Below are 18,424 nucleotides of genomic sequence, written 5' to 3' on the forward strand. Positions count from 1 at the left end.
GGGTAAACTCCGGCAAGCTACCGCTCACGCCAACCGTACAAGGACTCAACGCCGTGCCGACACCTCCTGTCTCCGCGCTGGTTGCCCAGATGGGCGAAGGGCCGGCGCCGCTCTACGCCCGGGTGAAACAGATGATCATCCAGCAGATCGAGAGCGGCAGCTGGCCGCCCCATCACCGGGTGCCCTCGGAGAGCGAACTGGTCAGCGAGCTGGGTTTCAGCCGCATGACCATCAACCGTGCCCTGCGCGAGCTGACCGCCGAAGGGCTGCTGATCCGCATGCAGGGTGTCGGCACCTTCGTTGCCGAACCCAAGAGCCGCTCGGCGCTGTTCGAGGTCAACAACATCGCCGACGAGATCGCCGGCCGTGGTCACCAGCATAGCTGCCAGGTGATCCGCCTGGCCGAGGAAGCCGCAGGCTCCGAGCGTGCCCTGGCCCTGGACATGCGCGAAGGCCAGCGGGTGTTCCATTCGCTGATCGTGCACTACGAGAATGGCGTGCCGGTGCAGATCGAGGACCGCTACGTCAATGCCGCCATCGCCCCGGACTACCTCAAGCAGGACTTCACCCGACAGACGCCGTACGCCTACCTGTCGCAGGTCGCGCCGCTCACCGAGGGCGAGCACGTGGTCGAGGCCATCCTCGCCGAGCCCGAGGAGTGCCGCCTGCTGCAGATCGAGCGCGGCGAGCCGTGTCTGCTGATCCGTCGCCGTACCTGGTCCGGCCGCCAGCCGGTGACTGCCGCGCGGCTGATCCACCCCGGTTCCCGTCATCGCCTGGAAGGACGATTCAGTAAATGAGCCAGTTGCAGTTGTTGCGCGCCCACGACTATCCGCGCATGCCCTGGAAGAACGGTGGTGGTTTCACCGAAGAGATCACCCGCGACGCCGGTGATGGCCTGGACGGTTTCGGCTGGCGCCTGTCGATCGCCGATATCGAGGAGTCCGGTGGCTTTTCCAGCTTTGCCGGTTATCAGCGCATCATCACCGTGCTCCAGGGCGACGGCATGCGTCTGCTGGTCGATGGCCAGGCCACTCGACCGCTGCTACCGTTCGATGCGTTCGCCTTCAGTGGCGAGAGCCAGGTCAGTTGCAAGCTGCTGGGCGCAGCGATCCGCGACTTCAACCTGATCTATGCGCCACAGCGCTATCGGGCGCGGTTGCAGTGGTTCGACGGTAGCAGCCGGCTGTTCAGTTCGGCGTCGACGGTGCTGCTGTTCGCGGCGAGCAACCATGTCGAGGTTCGCGGGGCATGGCCGGGCGTGAAGCAGCTGGGGTTGTACGACTGCCTGCAGATCGAGAATGGTGGCCAGGTTCAGGAGTTGGACGTGCAAGGGCGATTCTGCCTGATCGAACTGACACCAACCTGATTCCGTCGCCAGTACATCGCGGGGCAAGCCTGCTCCCACGCCAAGCTTCGTTGGTCGTGGGGGTGGGCTTGCCCCGCGATGCGTTTCGGAGGAGTGGTCGGTCTTTTTTGGTTGCCTATGCTTGTACATACAAGTAAAGGTGTGTTTGTATAGTCGCCACGACACATACATGCCGTCGGACGACCGCAGAGGACATCCCCGTGACTGACAACAACAAATACCGTGACGTAGAAATCCGTGCCCCGCGTGGCAACAAGCTGACCGCCAAGAGCTGGCTGACCGAAGCGCCGCTGCGCATGCTGATGAACAACCTCGACCCGCAGGTCGCCGAGAACCCCAAGGAACTGGTGGTGTACGGCGGCATCGGCCGTGCCGCGCGCAACTGGGAGTGCTACGACAAGATCGTCGAGACCCTGACCCGCCTGGAAGACGACGAGACCCTGCTGGTGCAGTCGGGCAAGCCGGTTGGCGTGTTCAAGACCCACAGCAACGCTCCGCGGGTACTGATCGCCAACTCCAACCTGGTGCCGCACTGGGCAAACTGGGAGCACTTCAACGAACTGGATGCCAAAGGCCTGGCCATGTACGGCCAGATGACCGCCGGCAGCTGGATCTACATCGGTAGCCAGGGCATCGTCCAGGGCACCTACGAAACCTTCGTCGAGGCCGGGCGCCAGCACTACAACGGCAGCCTGAAAGGCAAGTGGGTACTGACCGCCGGCCTGGGCGGCATGGGCGGTGCCCAGCCTCTGGCCGCGACCTTGGCCGGCGCCTGCTCGCTGAACATCGAGTGCCAGCAGAGCCGCATCGACTTCCGCCTGGAAACCCGCTACGTCGACGAGCAGGCCAAGGACCTCGATGACGCCCTGGCGCGTATCGCCAAGTACACCGCCGAAGGCAAGGCCATCTCCATCGCCCTGCATGGCAACGCCGCCGAGATCCTCCCGGAACTGGTCAAGCGCGGCGTGCGCCCGGACATGGTCACCGACCAGACCAGTGCCCACGATCCGCTCAACGGCTACCTGCCAGCCGGCTGGACCTGGGAGCAGTACCGCGACCGCGCGCAGACCGATCCGGCCGCAGTGGTCAAGGCCGCCAAGCAGTCGATGGCCGTGCACGTTCAGGCCATGCTCGATTTCCAGAAGCAGGGCATTCCGACCTTCGACTATGGCAACAACATCCGCCAGATGGCCAAGGAAGAGGGCGTGGCCAATGCCTTCGACTTCCCGGGCTTCGTCCCGGCCTACATCCGTCCGCTGTTCTGCCGGGGTGTCGGTCCGTTCCGCTGGGCCGCGCTGTCGGGCGACGCCGAGGACATCTACAAGACCGACGCCAAGGTCAAGGAGCTGATCCCGGACGACGCCCACCTGCACCGCTGGCTGGACATGGCGCGCGAGCGCATCAGCTTCCAGGGCCTGCCGGCGCGTATCTGCTGGGTTGGCCTGGGCCTGCGCGCCAAGCTGGGCCTGGCGTTCAACGAGATGGTCCGCAGCGGCGAGCTGTCGGCACCGGTGGTGATCGGCCGCGACCACCTGGACTCCGGCTCGGTGTCCAGCCCCAACCGCGAGACCGAAGCCATGCGCGACGGCTCCGATGCAGTCTCCGACTGGCCGCTGCTCAACGCCTTGCTCAACACCGCGGGCGGCGCCACCTGGGTTTCGCTGCACCACGGCGGCGGCGTGGGCATGGGCTTCTCCCAGCATTCGGGCATGGTCATCGTCTGTGACGGTACCGACGAGGCGGCGGCGCGGATTGCCCGCGTGCTGACCAACGACCCAGGCACCGGCGTGATGCGCCACGCCGACGCCGGCTACCAGATCGCCATCGACTGCGCCAAGGAGCAGGGCCTGGACCTGCCGATGATCACCGGCTGATCGCCGCGTTTTGGATCGCACCCTGCACGGGTGATACTGAACAACAAGAAGGGGGCCATGGCCCCCAAGCGATTGGAGTAGCGAAGTGACCGAACTCACCCTCAAGCCTGGCACCCTGACCCTGGCCCAGCTGCGCGCGATTCATGCCGCGCCCGTGCGCCTGCAACTGGATGCCAGCGCTGCACCGGCCATCGACGCCAGCGTCGCCTGCGTCGAGCAGATCATCGCCGAAGACCGCACCGCGTACGGCATCAATACCGGCTTCGGCCTGCTGGCCTCGACCCGCATCGCCAGCCACGACCTCGAGAACCTGCAGCGCTCGCTGGTGCTGTCCCACGCCGCCGGTATCGGCGCGCCGCTGGACGACGACCTGGTACGGCTGATCATGGTGCTCAAGATCAACAGCCTCAGCCGTGGCTTCTCCGGTATCCGCCGCAAAGTCATCGATGCGCTGATCGCCCTGGTCAACGCCGAAGTCTATCCGCACATTCCGCTCAAGGGCTCGGTCGGTGCCTCCGGCGACCTGGCACCGCTGGCGCACATGTCGCTGGTGCTGCTGGGCGAGGGCAAGGCCCGCTACAAGGGCCAGTGGCTGTCGGCCACCGAGGCCCTGGCGGTCGCCGGCCTTGAACCGCTGACCCTGGCCGCCAAGGAGGGCCTGGCCCTGCTCAACGGGACCCAGGCCTCCACTGCCTACGCCCTGCGCGGCCTGTTCCAGGCCGAGGACCTGTACGCCGCGGCGATCGCCTGTGGCGGTCTGAGCGTCGAGGCGGCACTGGGCTCGCGTTCGCCGTTCGATGCACGCATCCACGCTGTGCGTGGCCAGCGCGGCCAGATCGACACCGCTGCCTGCTTCCGCGACCTGTTGGGCGATTCCAGCGAAGTCTCGCTGTCGCACAAGAACTGCGACAAGGTCCAGGACCCGTACTCGCTGCGCTGCCAGCCACAGGTCATGGGTGCCTGCCTGACCCAGATCCGCCAGGCCGCCGAGGTGCTGGGCATCGAGGCCAACGCCGTGTCGGACAACCCATTGGTGTTCGCCGCCGAAGGCGATGTGATCTCCGGCGGCAACTTCCACGCCGAGCCGGTGGCCATGGCCGCTGACAACATCGCCCTGGCCATTGCCGAGATCGGCTCGCTGAGCGAGCGCCGCATCTCGCTGATGATGGACAAGCACATGTCCCAACTGCCGCCATTCCTGGTGGAAAACGGCGGGGTCAACTCGGGCTTCATGATCGCCCAGGTCACCGCCGCCGCGCTGGCCAGCGAGAACAAGGCGCTGTCGCATCCGCACAGTGTCGACAGCCTGCCGACCTCGGCCAACCAGGAAGACCACGTGTCGATGGCTCCGGCTGCCGGCAAGCGTCTGTGGGAAATGGCCGAAAACACCCGTGGCGTGCTGGCCATCGAATGGCTGGGCGCCTGCCAGGGCCTGGACCTGCGCAAAGGGCTGAAGACCTCGGTCAAGCTCGAGCAGGCGCGTCAGGCGCTGCGCCGCGAGGTGCCGCACTATGACCGCGACCGTTTCTTCGCCCCGGATATCGAGGCGGCTGCCGCGCTGCTGGCCAAGGGTACCCTGACCGGCTTGCTGCCGACGGGCGTGCTGCCAAGCCTGTAATACCCCAGGGGCCGCCTTGCGGCCCATTCGCGGACAAGCCCGCGCCTACGAAAAAGCTATCGCGCCCACCCTGTATCGCGTTCAAATGTCGCGGTCATGTGGCGTAGACACGTAGGCGCGGGCTTGCCCGCGAACGGCTGCAACCCAGCCCCTTCGATCTCACGACCACAAGAACAATTTAAGGACGTGACATGCAACAAGCTCAAGGTCTCAAGCGCGGGCTATCGGCCCGTCATATCCGTTTCATGGCGCTCGGTTCGGCAATCGGTACCGGGCTGTTCTATGGCTCCGCCTCGGCCATCCAGATGGCAGGCCCCGCCGTGCTGCTGGCCTACCTGATCGGTGGCGCGGCGGTGTACATGGTGATGCGCGCCCTCGGCGAGATGGCCGTGCACAACCCGGTGGCCGGCTCCTTCGGTCACTACGCCAGCACCTGGCTCGGCCCCATGGCCGGCTTCATTCTCGGCTGGACCTATGCCTTCGAGATGGTGATAGTCGCCATTGCCGACGTCACCGCCTTCGGTATCTACATGGGCTTCTGGTTCCCCGAGGTCGCCCGCTGGATCTGGGTGCTGGGCATCGTGTTCCTGATCGGCGGCCTGAACCTGTGCAACGTCAAGGTGTTCGGCGAGATGGAATTCTGGCTGTCGCTGCTCAAGGTCGGCGCCATCGTCGCGATGATCCTTGCCGGCCTCGGCATCATGGCCTTCGGTTTCAGCCAGGTGGGCGCCGAGCACGCGGTGGGGATCAGCAACCTGCTCGACCATGGCGGCTTCATGCCCAATGGCATCGGTGGCGTGATTGCCTCGTTCGCGGTGGTGATGTTCGCCTTTGGCGGAATCGAGATCATCGGTGTGACCGCTGGTGAGGCCAAGGATCCGCAGCGGGTCATTCCCAAGGCGATCAACGCCGTGCCGCTGCGCATCCTGCTGTTCTACGTGCTCACCCTGTTCGTGCTGATGTGCCTGTACCCCTGGCCGCAGATCGGCAGCCAGGGCAGTCCGTTCGTGCAGATCTTCAGCAACCTCGGCATCGGCTCCGCGGCGGCGGTGCTCAATATCGTGGTGATCTCGGCCGCGGTATCGGCGATCAACAGCGATATCTTCGGTGCCGGCCGCATGATGTACGGCCTGGCCCAGCACGGGCAGGCGCCCAAGGGCTTCGGCAAGCTGTCCAGGCACGGCGTGCCGTGGCTGACCGTGGTGGTGATGGGCGTGGCGCTGCTGGTCGGCGTGGTGCTCAACTACCTGATCCCGGAAGACGTGTTCCTGCTGATTGCCTCGATCGCCACCTTCGCCACGGTGTGGGTCTGGCTGATGATCCTCGTCACCCAGGTCGCCATGCGTCGGCGCATGAGCCGCGAAGAGGTGGCGCAACTGAAGTTCCCCGTGCCGTTCTGGCCTTATGGGCCGGCCATGGCCATCGCATTCATGCTGTTCATCTTCGGTGTGCTCGGCTACTTCCCTGACACCCAGGCGGCATTGATCGTCGGCGTGGTCTGGGTGGTGTTCCTGGTGGCGTCCTACCTGCTGTGGTGCAAGCCGCGCGCAGGCAATGGCGAGCCAGTGCGCGCGCCTGCCGAGCTGCACCGCTGAAAAACAAGGAGAGCCTGATGAGAACCCTCTGGCAGCACTGTCACGCGGCGACCATGGCCGAAGGCCGCTACTCGATCATCGAGGATGCGGCCATCGTTACCTGCGACGGGCGGATCGAATGGATCGGTCCGCGCGGCCAACTGCCGGCACTTGCGAGCGGACATACGGTGGACCTGGGCGGTGCCTGGGTCACGCCGGGGCTGATCGACTGCCACACCCACGCGGTGTTCGGCGGCAACCGCAGCGGCGAGTTCGAGCAGCGCCTGCAGGGCGTGAGCTATGCCGAGATCGCCGCCCAGGGCGGCGGTATTGCCAGCACGGTGCGGGCCACCCGCGCGGCCAGCGAGGACGAGCTGTTCGCCAGTGCCCGGCAACGCGTCCTGGCGTTGATGCGCGATGGCGTGACCACCCTCGAGATCAAGTCCGGCTATGGGCTGGACCTGATCAACGAGCGCAAGATGCTGCGTGTGGCGCGGCGCCTGGGCGAGACCCTGCCGTTGTCGGTGCGCGCAACCTGCCTGGCTGCCCACGCGCTGCCGCCGGAGTATGCCGGCCGGGCGGACGACTACATCGCCCACATCTGCGACGAGATGCTCCCGGCGCTGGCTGCCGAGGGGCTGGTGGACGCAGTGGATGCGTTCTGCGAGCACCTGGCGTTCTCCCCCGCCCAGGTCGAGCGCCTGTTCATCAAGGCGCGCGAGCTGGGCCTGCCGGTCAAGTTACACGCCGAGCAGCTGTCGTCGCTGCACGGTTCGAGCCTGGCGGCGCGTTACCAGGCGCTGTCGGCCGATCACCTGGAGTTCATGACCGAAGAGGATGCCATCGCCATGGCTGAGGCCGGCACTGTCGCCGTGCTGCTGCCAGGCGCGTTCTACTTCCTGCGCGAGACCCAGTTGCCACCGATGGATGCCCTGCGTCGACATGGCGTGAAGATCGCCCTGGCCAGTGACCTGAACCCTGGCACCTCGCCAGGCCTGTCGCTGCGATTGATGTTGAACATGGGCTGCACTTGTTTCCGGATGACCCCGGAAGAGGCCCTGGCCGGCGTCACTGTGCATGCCGCCACGGCACTGGGGCTGGGTGACAGCCATGGGTCGCTGGAGGTGGGCAAGGTCGCCGACTTCGTCGCCTGGCAGATCGAGCGTCCGGCCGACTTGTCCTACTGGCTCGGCGGCGACCTGCCCAAGCGCGTGGTGCGTCTGGGTCATGAACTTTCCAACTGAGCGAGGCGACATGGACAAGGTATTGAGTTTCCACCAGGGCCGCCTGCCGCTGTTGATCAGCATGCCCCACGCCGGGCTTGGCCTGAGCGATGCCGTGCGCGATGGCCTGGTCGAGCCGGCATGTAGCCTGCCGGACACCGACTGGCATATCCCGCGGTTGTACGATTTCGCGCGTGAGCTGGGTGCCAGCGTGGTGGCGGCGGAGTATTCGCGGTTCGTCATCGACCTGAACCGCCCGGATGACGACAAGCCGTTGTATGCCGGCGCCACCACTGGTCTGTACCCGGCCACATTGTTCGATGGCGAGCCGTTGTTCAAGGAAGGCCAGGAGCCGTCCGCTGCCGAGCGGGCAATGTATCTGGAGCAGATCTGGCGCCCCTACCACGACACGATTCGTCGTGAGCTGGCACGCCTGCGTGCTCAGTTCGGCTATGCACTGCTGTGGGATGCCCATTCGATCCGCTCGCTGATCCCGCACCTGTTCGACGGCAAGCTGCCGGACTTCAATCTGGGTACCTTCAACGGCGCCAGTTGCGATCTCCAGTTGGCTGAACGGTTGCAAGACGTGTGTGCCGGGTTCGGACAGTACAGTCATGTGCTCAATGGCCGTTTCAAGGGCGGGCACATTACCCGGCACTATGGTGACCCGGCCAACGACATTCATGCGGTGCAACTGGAGCTGGCGCAGAGTACCTACATGAACGAAGTGGAGCCGTTCGCCTACCGCGAGGACCTGGCGCAGCCGACCCAGGTGGTCTTGCGGCGCTTGCTGGAGACGCTGTTGGCCTGGGGGCGCGAGCGCTACGGACGTTAGGCCGGCGTGATTGCCGGGTGGGGGGCGCTGCGCACCCCATCGCTGGCTTCGCCAGCTCCCACAGGGCAGTCTGCAGTCTGGTGGGGAGCATGGGCATCGCACAGCAGTCGGCAGTGCCAGGGTGTGCCTGTGGGAGTCGGCATCGCTGGCTTCGCCAGCTCCCACAGGGCGGTCTGCAGTCTGGTGGGGGGGCATGGGCATCGCACAGCAGTCGGCAGTGCCAGGGTGTGCCTGTGGGAGTCGGCATCGCTGGCTTCGCCAGCTCCCACAGGGCGGTCTGCAGTCTGGTGGGGAGCATGGGCATCGCACAGCAGTCGGCAGTGCCAGGGTGTGCCTGTGGGAGTCGGCATCGCTGGCTTCGCCAGCTCCCACAGGGCGGTTTGCAGTCTGGTGGGGGGCATGGGCATCGCACAGCAGTCGGCAGTGCCAGGGTGTGCCTGTGGGAGTCGGCATCGCTGGCTTCGCCAGCTCCCACAGGGCGGTCTGCAGTCTGGTGGGGGACATGGGCATCGCACAGCAGTCGGCAGTGCCAGGGTGTGCCTGTGGGAGTCGGCATCGCTGGCTTCGCCAGCTCCCACAGGGCGGTCTGCAGTCTGGTGGGGGGCATGGGCATCGCACAGCAGTCGGCAGTGCCAGGGTGTGCCTGTGGGAGTCGGCATCGCTGGCTTCGCCAGCTCCCACAGGGCGGTCTGCAGTCTGGTGGGGGCATGGGCATCGCACAGCAGTCGGCAGTGCCAGGGTGTGCCTGTGGGAGTCGGCGTAGCCGGCGATGGGCTGCAAGGCAGCCCCTGGACCTTCGCGATCAATGCACCCCTTTGATTAGTCTTGTGGCCTGCCGGCGCGGTTGGTCAGTTCCCGCAACAGCTGCCGCGTCTGACTCTCTCTGTCGTCGAGGGCCGCCTGGGCAAGTGTTTCACGCAGCAACTGGGGATTCTCCCGCAGTTGCTGATCGATCCGTTCCTCGGCCTCCAGATAGGCATTGTCGATCCGCTCGAAGCGCGCCGCGTAGCGGTGACGCAAGGCGTTTACCCAAGGCTCGAATTCGACGGCGAACTGCAGAAACGCCTCGCCTTCCTCGCCCTCGCGCACTTGTCGTTCGACCGTCTCCAGTTCACCTCGATGCAACCTGACCGAGCTCTCATACAGCATGTAGTCCGCCGGCGCCGGCAAATCCAGCGAGGTGGCCAGGCGCCGGTGATAAGCCAGGCGCAGCTCGGCTTCGTCACGCCCGCCTGCCTGCTCGCGGGCAATTCTGTCCAGTTCCCGCTGGCGGAACAATCGACGGGTCATCTGATACAGGTATTGATCGTGCTCAGGGACCTTGGCTGTCGCGGCCATCTGGTTGACCAGCAGTTGCTCCTCGATCTGCTTGAACACCAGCAAGGCGCCGTCATGACAGGTTTTCGACGAGGCGCCGTCCTGGGCCATGCCGTTGAACAACAGGCGCTGTGCCTGATCGTCGGCCGCCATGTCGAGCACCCGCCACAGGCGGTCGATGAACTCCGAGCGGGACACCTGGGTCCGGTAGGGGGCGGATTGGGTCAGGCGACCAGCCAATGCCAGCAGGTCCTTCGCCTCGCCGTCGCGTTCCAGCGCCTGCCACTGGGCCCGGTGGCTGCCCTGCATCTGTTCCGAGCCTTGCAGCCAGGCCTGCACGTTCGGTATGTCGCCCTGTGCCCAAGGCACCGGGCTGTGTCGGTGCAAGCTGAGCACGCTGGCGCCGCTATCTGGACTGCTGCCGGGCGTACTGCTGTCGGAGGCGTACTCCAGGGGTTCGAGGTTGAGGATCTCCAGGGTCAGGTCCATCTCGAAGGTGTAGCTGCGGTGACGACCCTGGGATAGGTGGGCACGGCGCATGGTGGCATCGCTCAACGGGTTGCCTGCCAGAGAAATCGAGGTGAACCCGTCATCGTTCTCCGGGTTGCTCAGGATATGCTCAGGCAGCTCGGTCAGCTGGTTGTCGTCCAGCGCCAGGACATACAGCGGCATGATGTCGTCCAGCCACGCCGGCCAGCTCTGCAGGCCAAGGTTCCTGAGGTACAGCCGGTGGAGAGGCCTGCTGAGTCCGACCGGTACCTGCAGCTGCGGGCTGACAAGGTTGCCGGAGAGGTCGAGGGCAATGAGACCGTGTACGCGACCAAGGTCCTCCATCAGGCGCTGATCCACCACGAGGCCTTGCTCGCGCAGGTTCAGCTCATACAGGCGGGTAGAGTCGAGGAGTGCCGAGGGCAAGCCGCGTAGCGGCTGCACATGCCCTTCGAGTGTCAGCGAATTGAGTGCGGGGAAGCGCTGCAGGAAGGCGTCCAGCTGTTCGGGCGCGGCGTCGACGTTGCGTAACCGCAGGTGCTCCACATAGCGATAGAAGAACTCGGGAAGGTGCGGCGGGAAGTCGGTCAGCGCCATATCGGCGAGCCCAAGCGGCGAAAGGCTGGAGCCGCGGATCCTGATTTCCCAGTATTCCAGAAGCAGGGCGCCTATCCGGTTGCGGCTCGCCATGGTGGCCTGGCTCGGCAACGCCGAGGAGGACGAGGCGTTCGCCCACTGGTCGATGGCGTCATGCAGTTGCTGGCGTTCCTCCAGCCAGGTGGAGAGACGTTCCTGGAGCGGCAGTGGCAGGTCCAGGGTGAAGGCGAAGCGTCGTGGTCGCCCATCCTGGCTCAGGTGCAGGTTCTGCAACTGGGTCGGCAGGATGGCGTTGTCGTCGAGCGCGACCACGGTGTGATGCTCGGCGCTGAGCGGATTGTCGACCAGGAAGTGTGGCACTACCGTGAGGTTGTTGCCTTGCAGCGACAGTTCACCGACCCGCGCCAGTGCCGTGGCGTCCAGCCAGACGGGCCATTGGGTGATGCCCATGCGGTCCAGGACCAGACGATCCAGTTGCCGGTCCGGGAGCCGGAAGCTTGCGTCGGGGGCGAAGGTATTGCCAGCAAGGTCGAGTTCGCGAAGGGGGAGGGTGCCCAGGTGTTCGATGTCCGCTGCAAGCAGGCTGAGGTTCTGGTTGGGCAGGCGCAACCGGGCAAGCTGCGGGAAGCTGTCGACGATCTGCGTCAGGTGATTGGCGAACGCCGAGGCGGTGGCCTGGGGGTCGTAAGGGCGCAGGATCTCCAGTTGCTCCAACAGGGGGAAATGCCTGAACAGATTACTCAGTTGGGCCGCGACGTCTGTCCGCTCCAGCGAACCATTGCCCGAGTGATCCAGCTCGATGGCGTCCAGGCGCAGGGACCTGGTGCGCTCGCTGAAGAATGCCGGTAACTCGGCAGGGAATTCGGCTATGAAGGTCTGCTGCAGGTGTAGCACGCTATCTGGTTCCCCAGCGCCCTCCAATGCGCCGTGGGCCCAGTGCCGCCAGAGTGCGTCCTCGATTTCATAGCGGCTGGCACTGCGCGCGGCCAGGTCGGTTATTACGCCGTCACCTGCACGCCAGCGCGCCAGGCTATCGCTCAGTTCCTGGCGTTCTTCACCCAGTTGGGCGAGGCGGGCCTGGATCCGTTCGACCGACATTCCCTGCGCCAGCAGGCCGTCCAGGATGGCTTCGGCCGAGCGGGTCAGGCGTTGTGGCAGGCCCAGCTCGTTCAGCCGGCGGATCAGGCCGCTGCGCATTGCGTCATCGAGCCTGCCGGCACCACTCAGGGGATAGCCGATCCGGCCGTCGGCCAGGCGCATGGGAGAACGGAAACTTGCGCGTTGCAGGCCCAGCCAGCGGCGTAGCTCGCCTCGAGTCGGCAGTGGGAGGGCCCTTAGCTGTGCCTGTAGTGCTTGTGCATTGCTCACGCCCAAGGCTTGTCGCTGCTGCACCGACAATACTTCGAATACTGCCCCGGCGAGCGAGTCGTGCACCTTGATCTGGGCGTCCGGTGTCTCTGCGCCAGGCGTTTCCAGGTAGCCGGCCCAGGCGCTGTTGAGCGAGCGCTGGGTCGCGGCGTCCGAGGGGCCAATGCTGTCGGTGCTGCTCGGCGAGGTGATGCGTTGGTGCAGTTCGATCCGCAGGTCGGTCGGCCAACCTGGCAGCCGCTCGAGCATCCGCAACATCACCCCGTCGCTGTCCCGGTTGCGTAGGGTATCCAGGTAGAGGCCTTCACAGGCGCGCGTCAGGCGCAGATGCTGCTGGTACAGGCGGATCTCCTCGGCGAGGCGCAGCGGTATCCGGTCGCTGAGCAGTCGTTGCCGTTCGGCGAGGGTGGCGTTGCGCAGCAGTTCATCGACCATGGCTTTGGGAAGGGCCGGGTAGACCCGTGAAATGACGCCGGTTGTGTCGGTGGACAGCACGCGATAGCGCTTCTCGAACTCGGCGTTGCGGGCTGAAATGCCTGCATCGGGCAGTGAGCGTCTGACTTGTCGATCCAGCGTGAAGCGTTGCAGGGTGTCTTCCAGCAGAGCGGGCAGCCGCTGGTTTTTGTCGAGGATATGGCGCAGTACGCTTTCGTCCGTGTCGCAGACTGCCAGGATGCTTTGTGCTGCCTGTTCGTCGAATTCGCCACCCAAGTGGCCCAGGCGGCGAAACAGGGTCATGCCGGTCCAGTCGCGGGGGCGGTCCAGCTCGTGCAGCCATGCCCCGGCGCCGTTGTGGCGCAGTCGCGGCTGGTAGCTGTTCGGGCGGGAAGGGTGTTCGATCCGGTATTCACCGCTCGTACGGGTAGGTGCGACGGCGTAGGTCTTGTCCTCGAGGGCAAGCCAGGTCTTGCCCTGGTGGTGGTACAAGCCGAACTCATCGGGCTTGAGGTCGGCGGGGAGCACGGTGTCATGGGCGAATGGCAGCAGGTCTGGCTTCCACAGCCGTGTGCTGCCGTCGGCCAGTTCGACAGGCTTGAGCTCCTCGATGAATGAAGGCGTCTGTACCGTGATTTTCTCGATTGCAGGTTTGCCAGCATTGGCTCCCGCAGCGCCAAGCGCGCCAACCAAGGCCACATTTTCCAGTACATCCATCAGGTAGCCGAACGCCTGCTCGCGCTCGCCGTCGGTCCAGCTGGCCAGTCCCTCGAACACATCGTGCCCCAGTTGCAGTACGGTCAGGCCCAGCATCACGGGGGCCAGGCCCGGGATGAAGAAGGCGCCGATATTCAGTGCGGTGAGTGCCAGCGATTCGAAGTAGGCCAGACGTTTCTCGGCGCTCTTCTGATCCTCCGTGGCAGTGGGGACGGCATGAAACGCGGCGTCGTCGCGCAAGCGTTGCAGGCGCTGCTGGGCCAGTTCGTCCAGTGGGGGGCGAGTGAACGGTTGTAGATGAAGGGTGAGCTTGGCATTCGGGTCCGGGATACGCTCCTGGTACCCCTTCGCGGGGTTCCAGGTATAGGGTTCGAGGGTGTCCCTGGCCTTGGCGAGGAACACGGCCTTGCTGCGTTCGGGCACCAGGCGCTGGTGCTCGGGGCGCAGCAGTGTTGGCAGTTGCCCGAGCAGGAACGCCTCGGCCTCGGCCCTGGATGCATGGGTGGCCAGCGGCTCCGGCATGCCGGGCAGGTAGGTCACCAGCCAGCCGCCATAAGGGAAGGCTACGGGGGGAAACTTGCCGCCAGGGTTAGGCCCGGCACCGGCGATGCCGAACACGACGGCACCGGTGAGCGTGGTGTGCAGCACGGTCAGGTGTGAGCACAGGACCGGCTGCCCCTGATATTCGGCCTGGCCATTGGCAACGAGGTCGAGCAGTACCTGATAGGTGGTCGGATCGATGTGTTTGTGCAGGAAGGCCTTGTGCAGATGCAGGCGCAAGGTGGATGCCTCGGTGTCAGCGAGCAGCCGGGTCACTGCAGGCGGCGCGCAGAGCGTATCGATCAACGCTTGGTAGCGGCCGCCGATATCCAGTTCGCGGGTCATTGCCGCGAATGACTCGGCCACGATGGGGAGAGGCTTGGCCGAACCGACGATGCCGACCTGCTTGCTGTCGAGGATCCGCGACTTGATGCCGCCTGCCTCCAGGCCTGAGGGCTGTGCTTCGTCGGCCTCGAAGTTCTGCAGGGCACTGTGCAACAGGGACTGGGTGGCCAGTTTCAGCGCCCGGTCACTGGTCACGAAGGGGTCGCCATTCAGGGCTTGCTTGTAGGACTTGGCCTTGCGCAGGTTCATCAGGTAGGTGGCGGTGACATCCAGCTTCAGGCCGAAGCGCTGGACGATTTCCTTGCCCAGCAGTTGGCTGGCGAAGCTCCGCAGTTCAGGCAACCCGGCCAGCAGCGTCCGGACCTCACGTTCAGCCTGGCGATGGGTGGCGTATTCGTCGATCAACTGGCGGGCGATGGCCGGCTGGTCCTGGCACGCGGTTTCGAACCACTGGGGCGGCGTGCCGCTGGCCGTGCGCATCTGCTGATGCTCGTCCGGGTGGGTGCCGGCGATCCAGGCGGGCAGCTTGCCGGCCACCAAGTCGTACGGTAGGGAAGGGGGGGTATCGGGCGTCGGGTCGATCATGGGGGCACCTTGGTTTTTTCCAGGGTTGCGATGCTATTGGCCGGGGCGCGCGGCCAGCGCATAACATGATCTCGGCACAGACACATGCTCAAAGCACGATTCAGGTTTATGATGGCCCACGGCCGAACAATCCCCACACGGAGTGCGCAATGCAGACCCTCTACCCGCAGATCAAACCCTACGCCCGGCACGATCTGGCCGTGGAAGCGCCGCATGTGCTGTATGTCGATGAAAGCGGCTCGCCGGAAGGTCTGCCGGTGGTCTTCATTCACGGAGGCCCGGGCGCCGGCTGCGATGCCCAGAGCCGTTGTTACTTCGACCCGACGCTGTACCGCATCATTACCTTCGACCAGCGCGGCTGTGGCCGTTCCACGCCACACGCGAGCCTGGAGAACAACACCACCTGGCACCTGGTCGAGGACCTGGAGCGCATTCGTGAGCACCTGGGGATCGACAAGTGGGTGCTGTTCGGCGGCTCCTGGGGCTCCACGCTGGCCCTGGCCTATGCCCAGACCCACCCCGAGCGCGTGCATGGTCTGATTCTGCGCGGCATCTTCCTGTGCCGTCCGCAGGAGATCAGCTGGTTCTACCAGGAAGGGGCCAGCCGCCTGTTCCCGGACTACTGGCAGGACTATATCGCGCCGATTCCACCGGAAGAGCGCAACGATCTGGTCGGCGCCTTCCACAAACGCCTGACCGGCAACGACCAGATCGCCCAGATGCACGCAGCCAAGGCCTGGTCGACCTGGGAAGGGCGCACCGCCACCCTGCGGCCCAATCCGCTGGTGGTCGACCGCTTCTCCGAGCCGCAGCGTGCGCTGTCGATCGCCCGGATCGAGTGCCATTACTTCACCAACAACGCCTTCCTCGAACCGGACCAACTGATCCGCGACATGCCGAAGATCGCCCATCTGCCGGCAGTGATCGTGCATGGTCGCTATGACGTGATCTGCCCGCTGGACAATGCCTGGGCGCTGCACCAGGCCTGGCCGAACAGCGAGTTGAAGGTGATTCGCGATGCCGGCCACGCCGCTTCCGAACCGGGCATCACCGATGCCTTGGTGCGTGCCGCCGATCAGATGGCCCGCCGTCTGCTCGACCTGCCTCTGGAAGAGGCATGAAGGGCCTGATACAACGCGTGCGCGGCGCGCGGGTCGAGGTGGCCGGCGAAATCGTCGGGGCCATCGACCAGGGCTTGCTGGCGCTGGTCGCGGTCGAACCTGAAGATACTGTCGAGCATGCCGACAAACTGCTGCACAAGCTGCTCAACTATCGGGTGTTTAGCGACGAGCAGGGCAAGATGAACCGCTCGCTCAAGGATGTTGGTGGAGGGCTGCTGCTGGTTTCGCAGTTCACCCTGGCCGCGGATACCCGCAATGGCATGCGCCCGAGCTTTTCCACCGCAGCGCCGCCGGCGCTGGGCGCCGAGTTGTTCGACTATCTTTTGCGAACGGCACAGGGCCAGCACCCGGATGTGGCGAGCGGACGCTTTGGTGCCGACATGCAGGTGCACCTGGTCAATGATGGCCCCGTAACATTTATGTTACAAATATGAGGTCAAAAAACCCTTTGTTTGTAGGAAAACAAGGGGTTTTGTACGATAAATAGTTTGTCCGGCCTGATGCGTTGTAACGCGACCTGCTGGATAATCGCGCGCTACCTGGACCCGCACTCGCGGGTTCGTTTCACTTTGACTCGAGCATTGTCTGGATCCGTTTGGGGAATCATTACGCCCTCACGGGGTCCGAACAGTGCTCGCCAACCCGGCATTGGTCGCTGGCCGTTGGTTTCATGATCTGTTTTCGGCGAGGATTGCTCGTGATTGTAAGTCCCTGTATTGCACAAAGAATCCCCGGTATTCGGCTACGCAAGGCGGTACTCGCTGGCGTGGCGCTGGTTGGCCTGATGAGCGCAGGCCAGCTGTGGGCATTCAATCTGGACGATGTTGCAGCCAAGGCAAAGGATCTGGCCGGTCAGAAGTTCGAGGCACCGAAGAGCAACCTGCCGCCGGTGTTCCGCGACATGAAGTACGCCGACTACCAGAAGATTCATTTCCTTCAGGAAAAGGCCGAATGGGCGAAGGACAAGACCCCGTTCAAGCTCTCGTTCTACCACCAGGGCATGCATTTCGACACGCCGGTGAAGATCAACGAGATCACCGCCAACAAGGTGTCGGAAATCAAGTACGACCCGAGCCGCTTCGAGTTCGGTGACGTGCCGCATGACGCCGACGCCACCAAGGACCTGGGCTACGCCGGCTTCCGCGTGCTCTACCCGATCAACCAGGCCGACAAGCAGGACGAGATCATGACCCTGCTGGGGGCCAGCTACTTCCGCGTGGTCGGCAAGGGCCACCGTTATGGCCTGTCGGCTCGTGGTCTGGCCATCGACACCGCGTTGCCGTCGGGCGAGGAATTCCCACGTTTTCGCGAGTTCTGGATCGAGAAGCCCAAGCCCACCGACAAGCACCTGGTGATCTACGCGCTGCTCGACTCGCCGCGCTCCACCGGCGCCTACAAGCTCACCCTGCGTCCGGGCGAAGACACCCTGGTCGACGTCAAGTCGCGCGTCTACCTGCGTGACCACGTCAGCCGCCTGGGTATCGCGCCGCTGACCAGCATGTACCTGTTCGGGCCCAACCAGCCATCGAAGGTGATGAACTACCGCCCGGCGCTGCACGACTCCGAAGGCCTGTCGATCCATGCCGGTAACGGCGAGTGGATCTGGCGTCCGTTGAACAACCCGAAACACCTGGCCGTGAGTAACTTCAGTGTCGAGAACCCGCGTGGTTTCGGCTTGCTGCAGCGCCAGCGCGCCTTCAGCGACTACGAAGACCTCGACGACGAGTACGAAAAGCGTCCAAGCGCCTGGATCGAGCCGAAGGGTGACTGGGGCAAGGGCACCGTCGACCTGGTCGAGATCCCGACCGCCGACGAGACCAACGACAACATCGTTGCCTTCTGGAGCCCCGAGAAACTGCCGGAGCCTGGCAAGCCGTTCGAGTACGACTACCGTCTGCGCTGGACCATCAAGGAAGACCAACTGCACTCGCCGGAGCTCGGCTGGGTCAAGCAGACCCTGCGCTCCACCGGTGATGTCAAACAGTCCAACCTGATCCGCCAGGCCGATGGCACTGTCGCGTTCCTGGTCGACTTCATCGGCCCGAACCTCGCGGCCCTGCCGGCAGATACCGCCGTGCGCAGCCAGGTCAGCGTCGGCGACAATGCCGAGCTGGTCGAGAACAACCTGCGCTACAACCCCGCGACCAAAGGCTGGCGCCTGACCCTGCGCCTGAAGGTGCAGGATCCGAAGAAATCCACCGAGATGCGCGCCGCTCTGCTGCGTGATGTTCCGGTCGAGCAGCCCAAGCCAGCCAAGGAAACCAAGCAGGAAAAAGCTGCGGCCAAGCACGCCCATGCCAAGGCCGAGAAAGCCAAGGCTGACAAGGCTGCCGAGCAACCCGCCGCCGACGCGGCATCCACCAACGGGGCCCCGGCTACCACTGAAAAAGTGCTGACCGAGACCTGGAGCTATCAGT

Annotated in this window: 10 protein-coding genes and 1 pseudogene; 10 read left to right on the top strand and 1 reads right to left on the bottom strand. The window is 64.8% G+C overall.

From position 1 onward, the window contains the following. The first annotated feature begins 89 nt into the window (after window positions 1-89). The 7 genes from hutC (at window position 90) to hutG (ending at window position 8,493) form a co-directional block, all read left to right on the top strand. On the top strand, window positions 90-800 hold the full coding sequence (gene hutC / locus F3J43_RS11270) for a histidine utilization transcriptional repressor HutC (protein ID WP_205297798.1): 711 nt from the start codon (window positions 90-92) through the stop codon (window positions 798-800). Next, a complete protein-coding gene (locus tag F3J43_RS11275) occupies window positions 797-1,369 on the top strand; it encodes a HutD/Ves family protein (RefSeq protein WP_166885826.1) in 573 nt (190 codons plus the stop codon). Before hutC ends, F3J43_RS11275 begins: the two co-directional genes overlap by 4 nt. Window positions 1,370-1,569: 200 nt before the next feature. Continuing rightward, a complete protein-coding gene (gene hutU, locus F3J43_RS11280; RefSeq protein ID WP_166885829.1) occupies window positions 1,570-3,243 on the top strand; it encodes a urocanate hydratase in 1,674 nt (557 codons plus the stop codon). A gap of 85 nt (window positions 3,244-3,328) precedes the next feature. Further along, window positions 3,329-4,861 carry a histidine ammonia-lyase gene (gene hutH, locus F3J43_RS11285; RefSeq protein ID WP_166885831.1) on the top strand — a complete coding sequence of 511 codons (1,533 nt, stop codon included), beginning with the start codon at window positions 3,329-3,331 and terminating at the stop codon, window positions 4,859-4,861. A gap of 191 nt (window positions 4,862-5,052) precedes the next feature. After that, on the top strand, window positions 5,053-6,456 hold the full coding sequence (locus F3J43_RS11290) for an L-histidine transporter HutT (protein ID WP_166885833.1): 1,404 nt from the start codon (window positions 5,053-5,055) through the stop codon (window positions 6,454-6,456). 17 nt (window positions 6,457-6,473) lie between these two features. Next, window positions 6,474-7,679, top strand: a complete 1,206-nt coding sequence (hutI, locus tag F3J43_RS11295; protein ID WP_166885835.1) for an imidazolonepropionase — start codon at window positions 6,474-6,476, stop codon at window positions 7,677-7,679. A 10-nt stretch (window positions 7,680-7,689) separates the two neighbouring features. After that, the gene (hutG, locus tag F3J43_RS11300) at window positions 7,690-8,493 is read left to right on the top strand and encodes an N-formylglutamate deformylase (protein ID WP_166885995.1); all 804 of its coding nucleotides are present in this window, start codon (window positions 7,690-7,692) and stop codon (window positions 8,491-8,493) included. Between the two features lie 819 nt (window positions 8,494-9,312). On the opposite strand, the gene F3J43_RS11305 is transcribed toward hutG, so the two are convergent. Further along, window positions 9,313-14,886 (bottom strand): NEL-type E3 ubiquitin ligase domain-containing protein, encoded by a 5,574-nt coding sequence (locus F3J43_RS11305; RefSeq protein ID WP_166885837.1) that lies wholly within the window; start codon window positions 14,884-14,886, stop codon window positions 9,313-9,315. Between the two features lie 149 nt (window positions 14,887-15,035). Here F3J43_RS11305 and pip point away from each other — a divergent pair, with 149 nt between their 5' ends. The 3 genes and pseudogenes from pip to F3J43_RS11320 form a co-directional block, all read left to right on the top strand. Beyond that, window positions 15,036-16,007, top strand: a complete 972-nt coding sequence (gene pip / locus F3J43_RS11310; RefSeq protein WP_166885839.1) for a prolyl aminopeptidase — start codon at window positions 15,036-15,038, stop codon at window positions 16,005-16,007. Continuing rightward, window positions 16,004-16,441: a D-aminoacyl-tRNA deacylase gene (gene dtd, locus F3J43_RS11315; protein ID WP_166885842.1), complete on the top strand. Its 438-nt coding sequence runs from the start codon at window positions 16,004-16,006 to the stop codon at window positions 16,439-16,441. Before pip ends, dtd begins: the two co-directional genes overlap by 4 nt. A gap of 350 nt (window positions 16,442-16,791) precedes the next feature. Next, window positions 16,792-18,228: pseudogene (locus tag F3J43_RS11320) on the top strand (glucan biosynthesis protein G); the annotation flags it as partial. Window positions 18,229-18,424: the final 196 nt, after the last annotated feature.

Source organism: Pantoea sp. Cy-639, assembly GCF_011752525.1.
Classification (GTDB): Bacteria; Pseudomonadota; Gammaproteobacteria; order Pseudomonadales; family Pseudomonadaceae; genus Aquipseudomonas.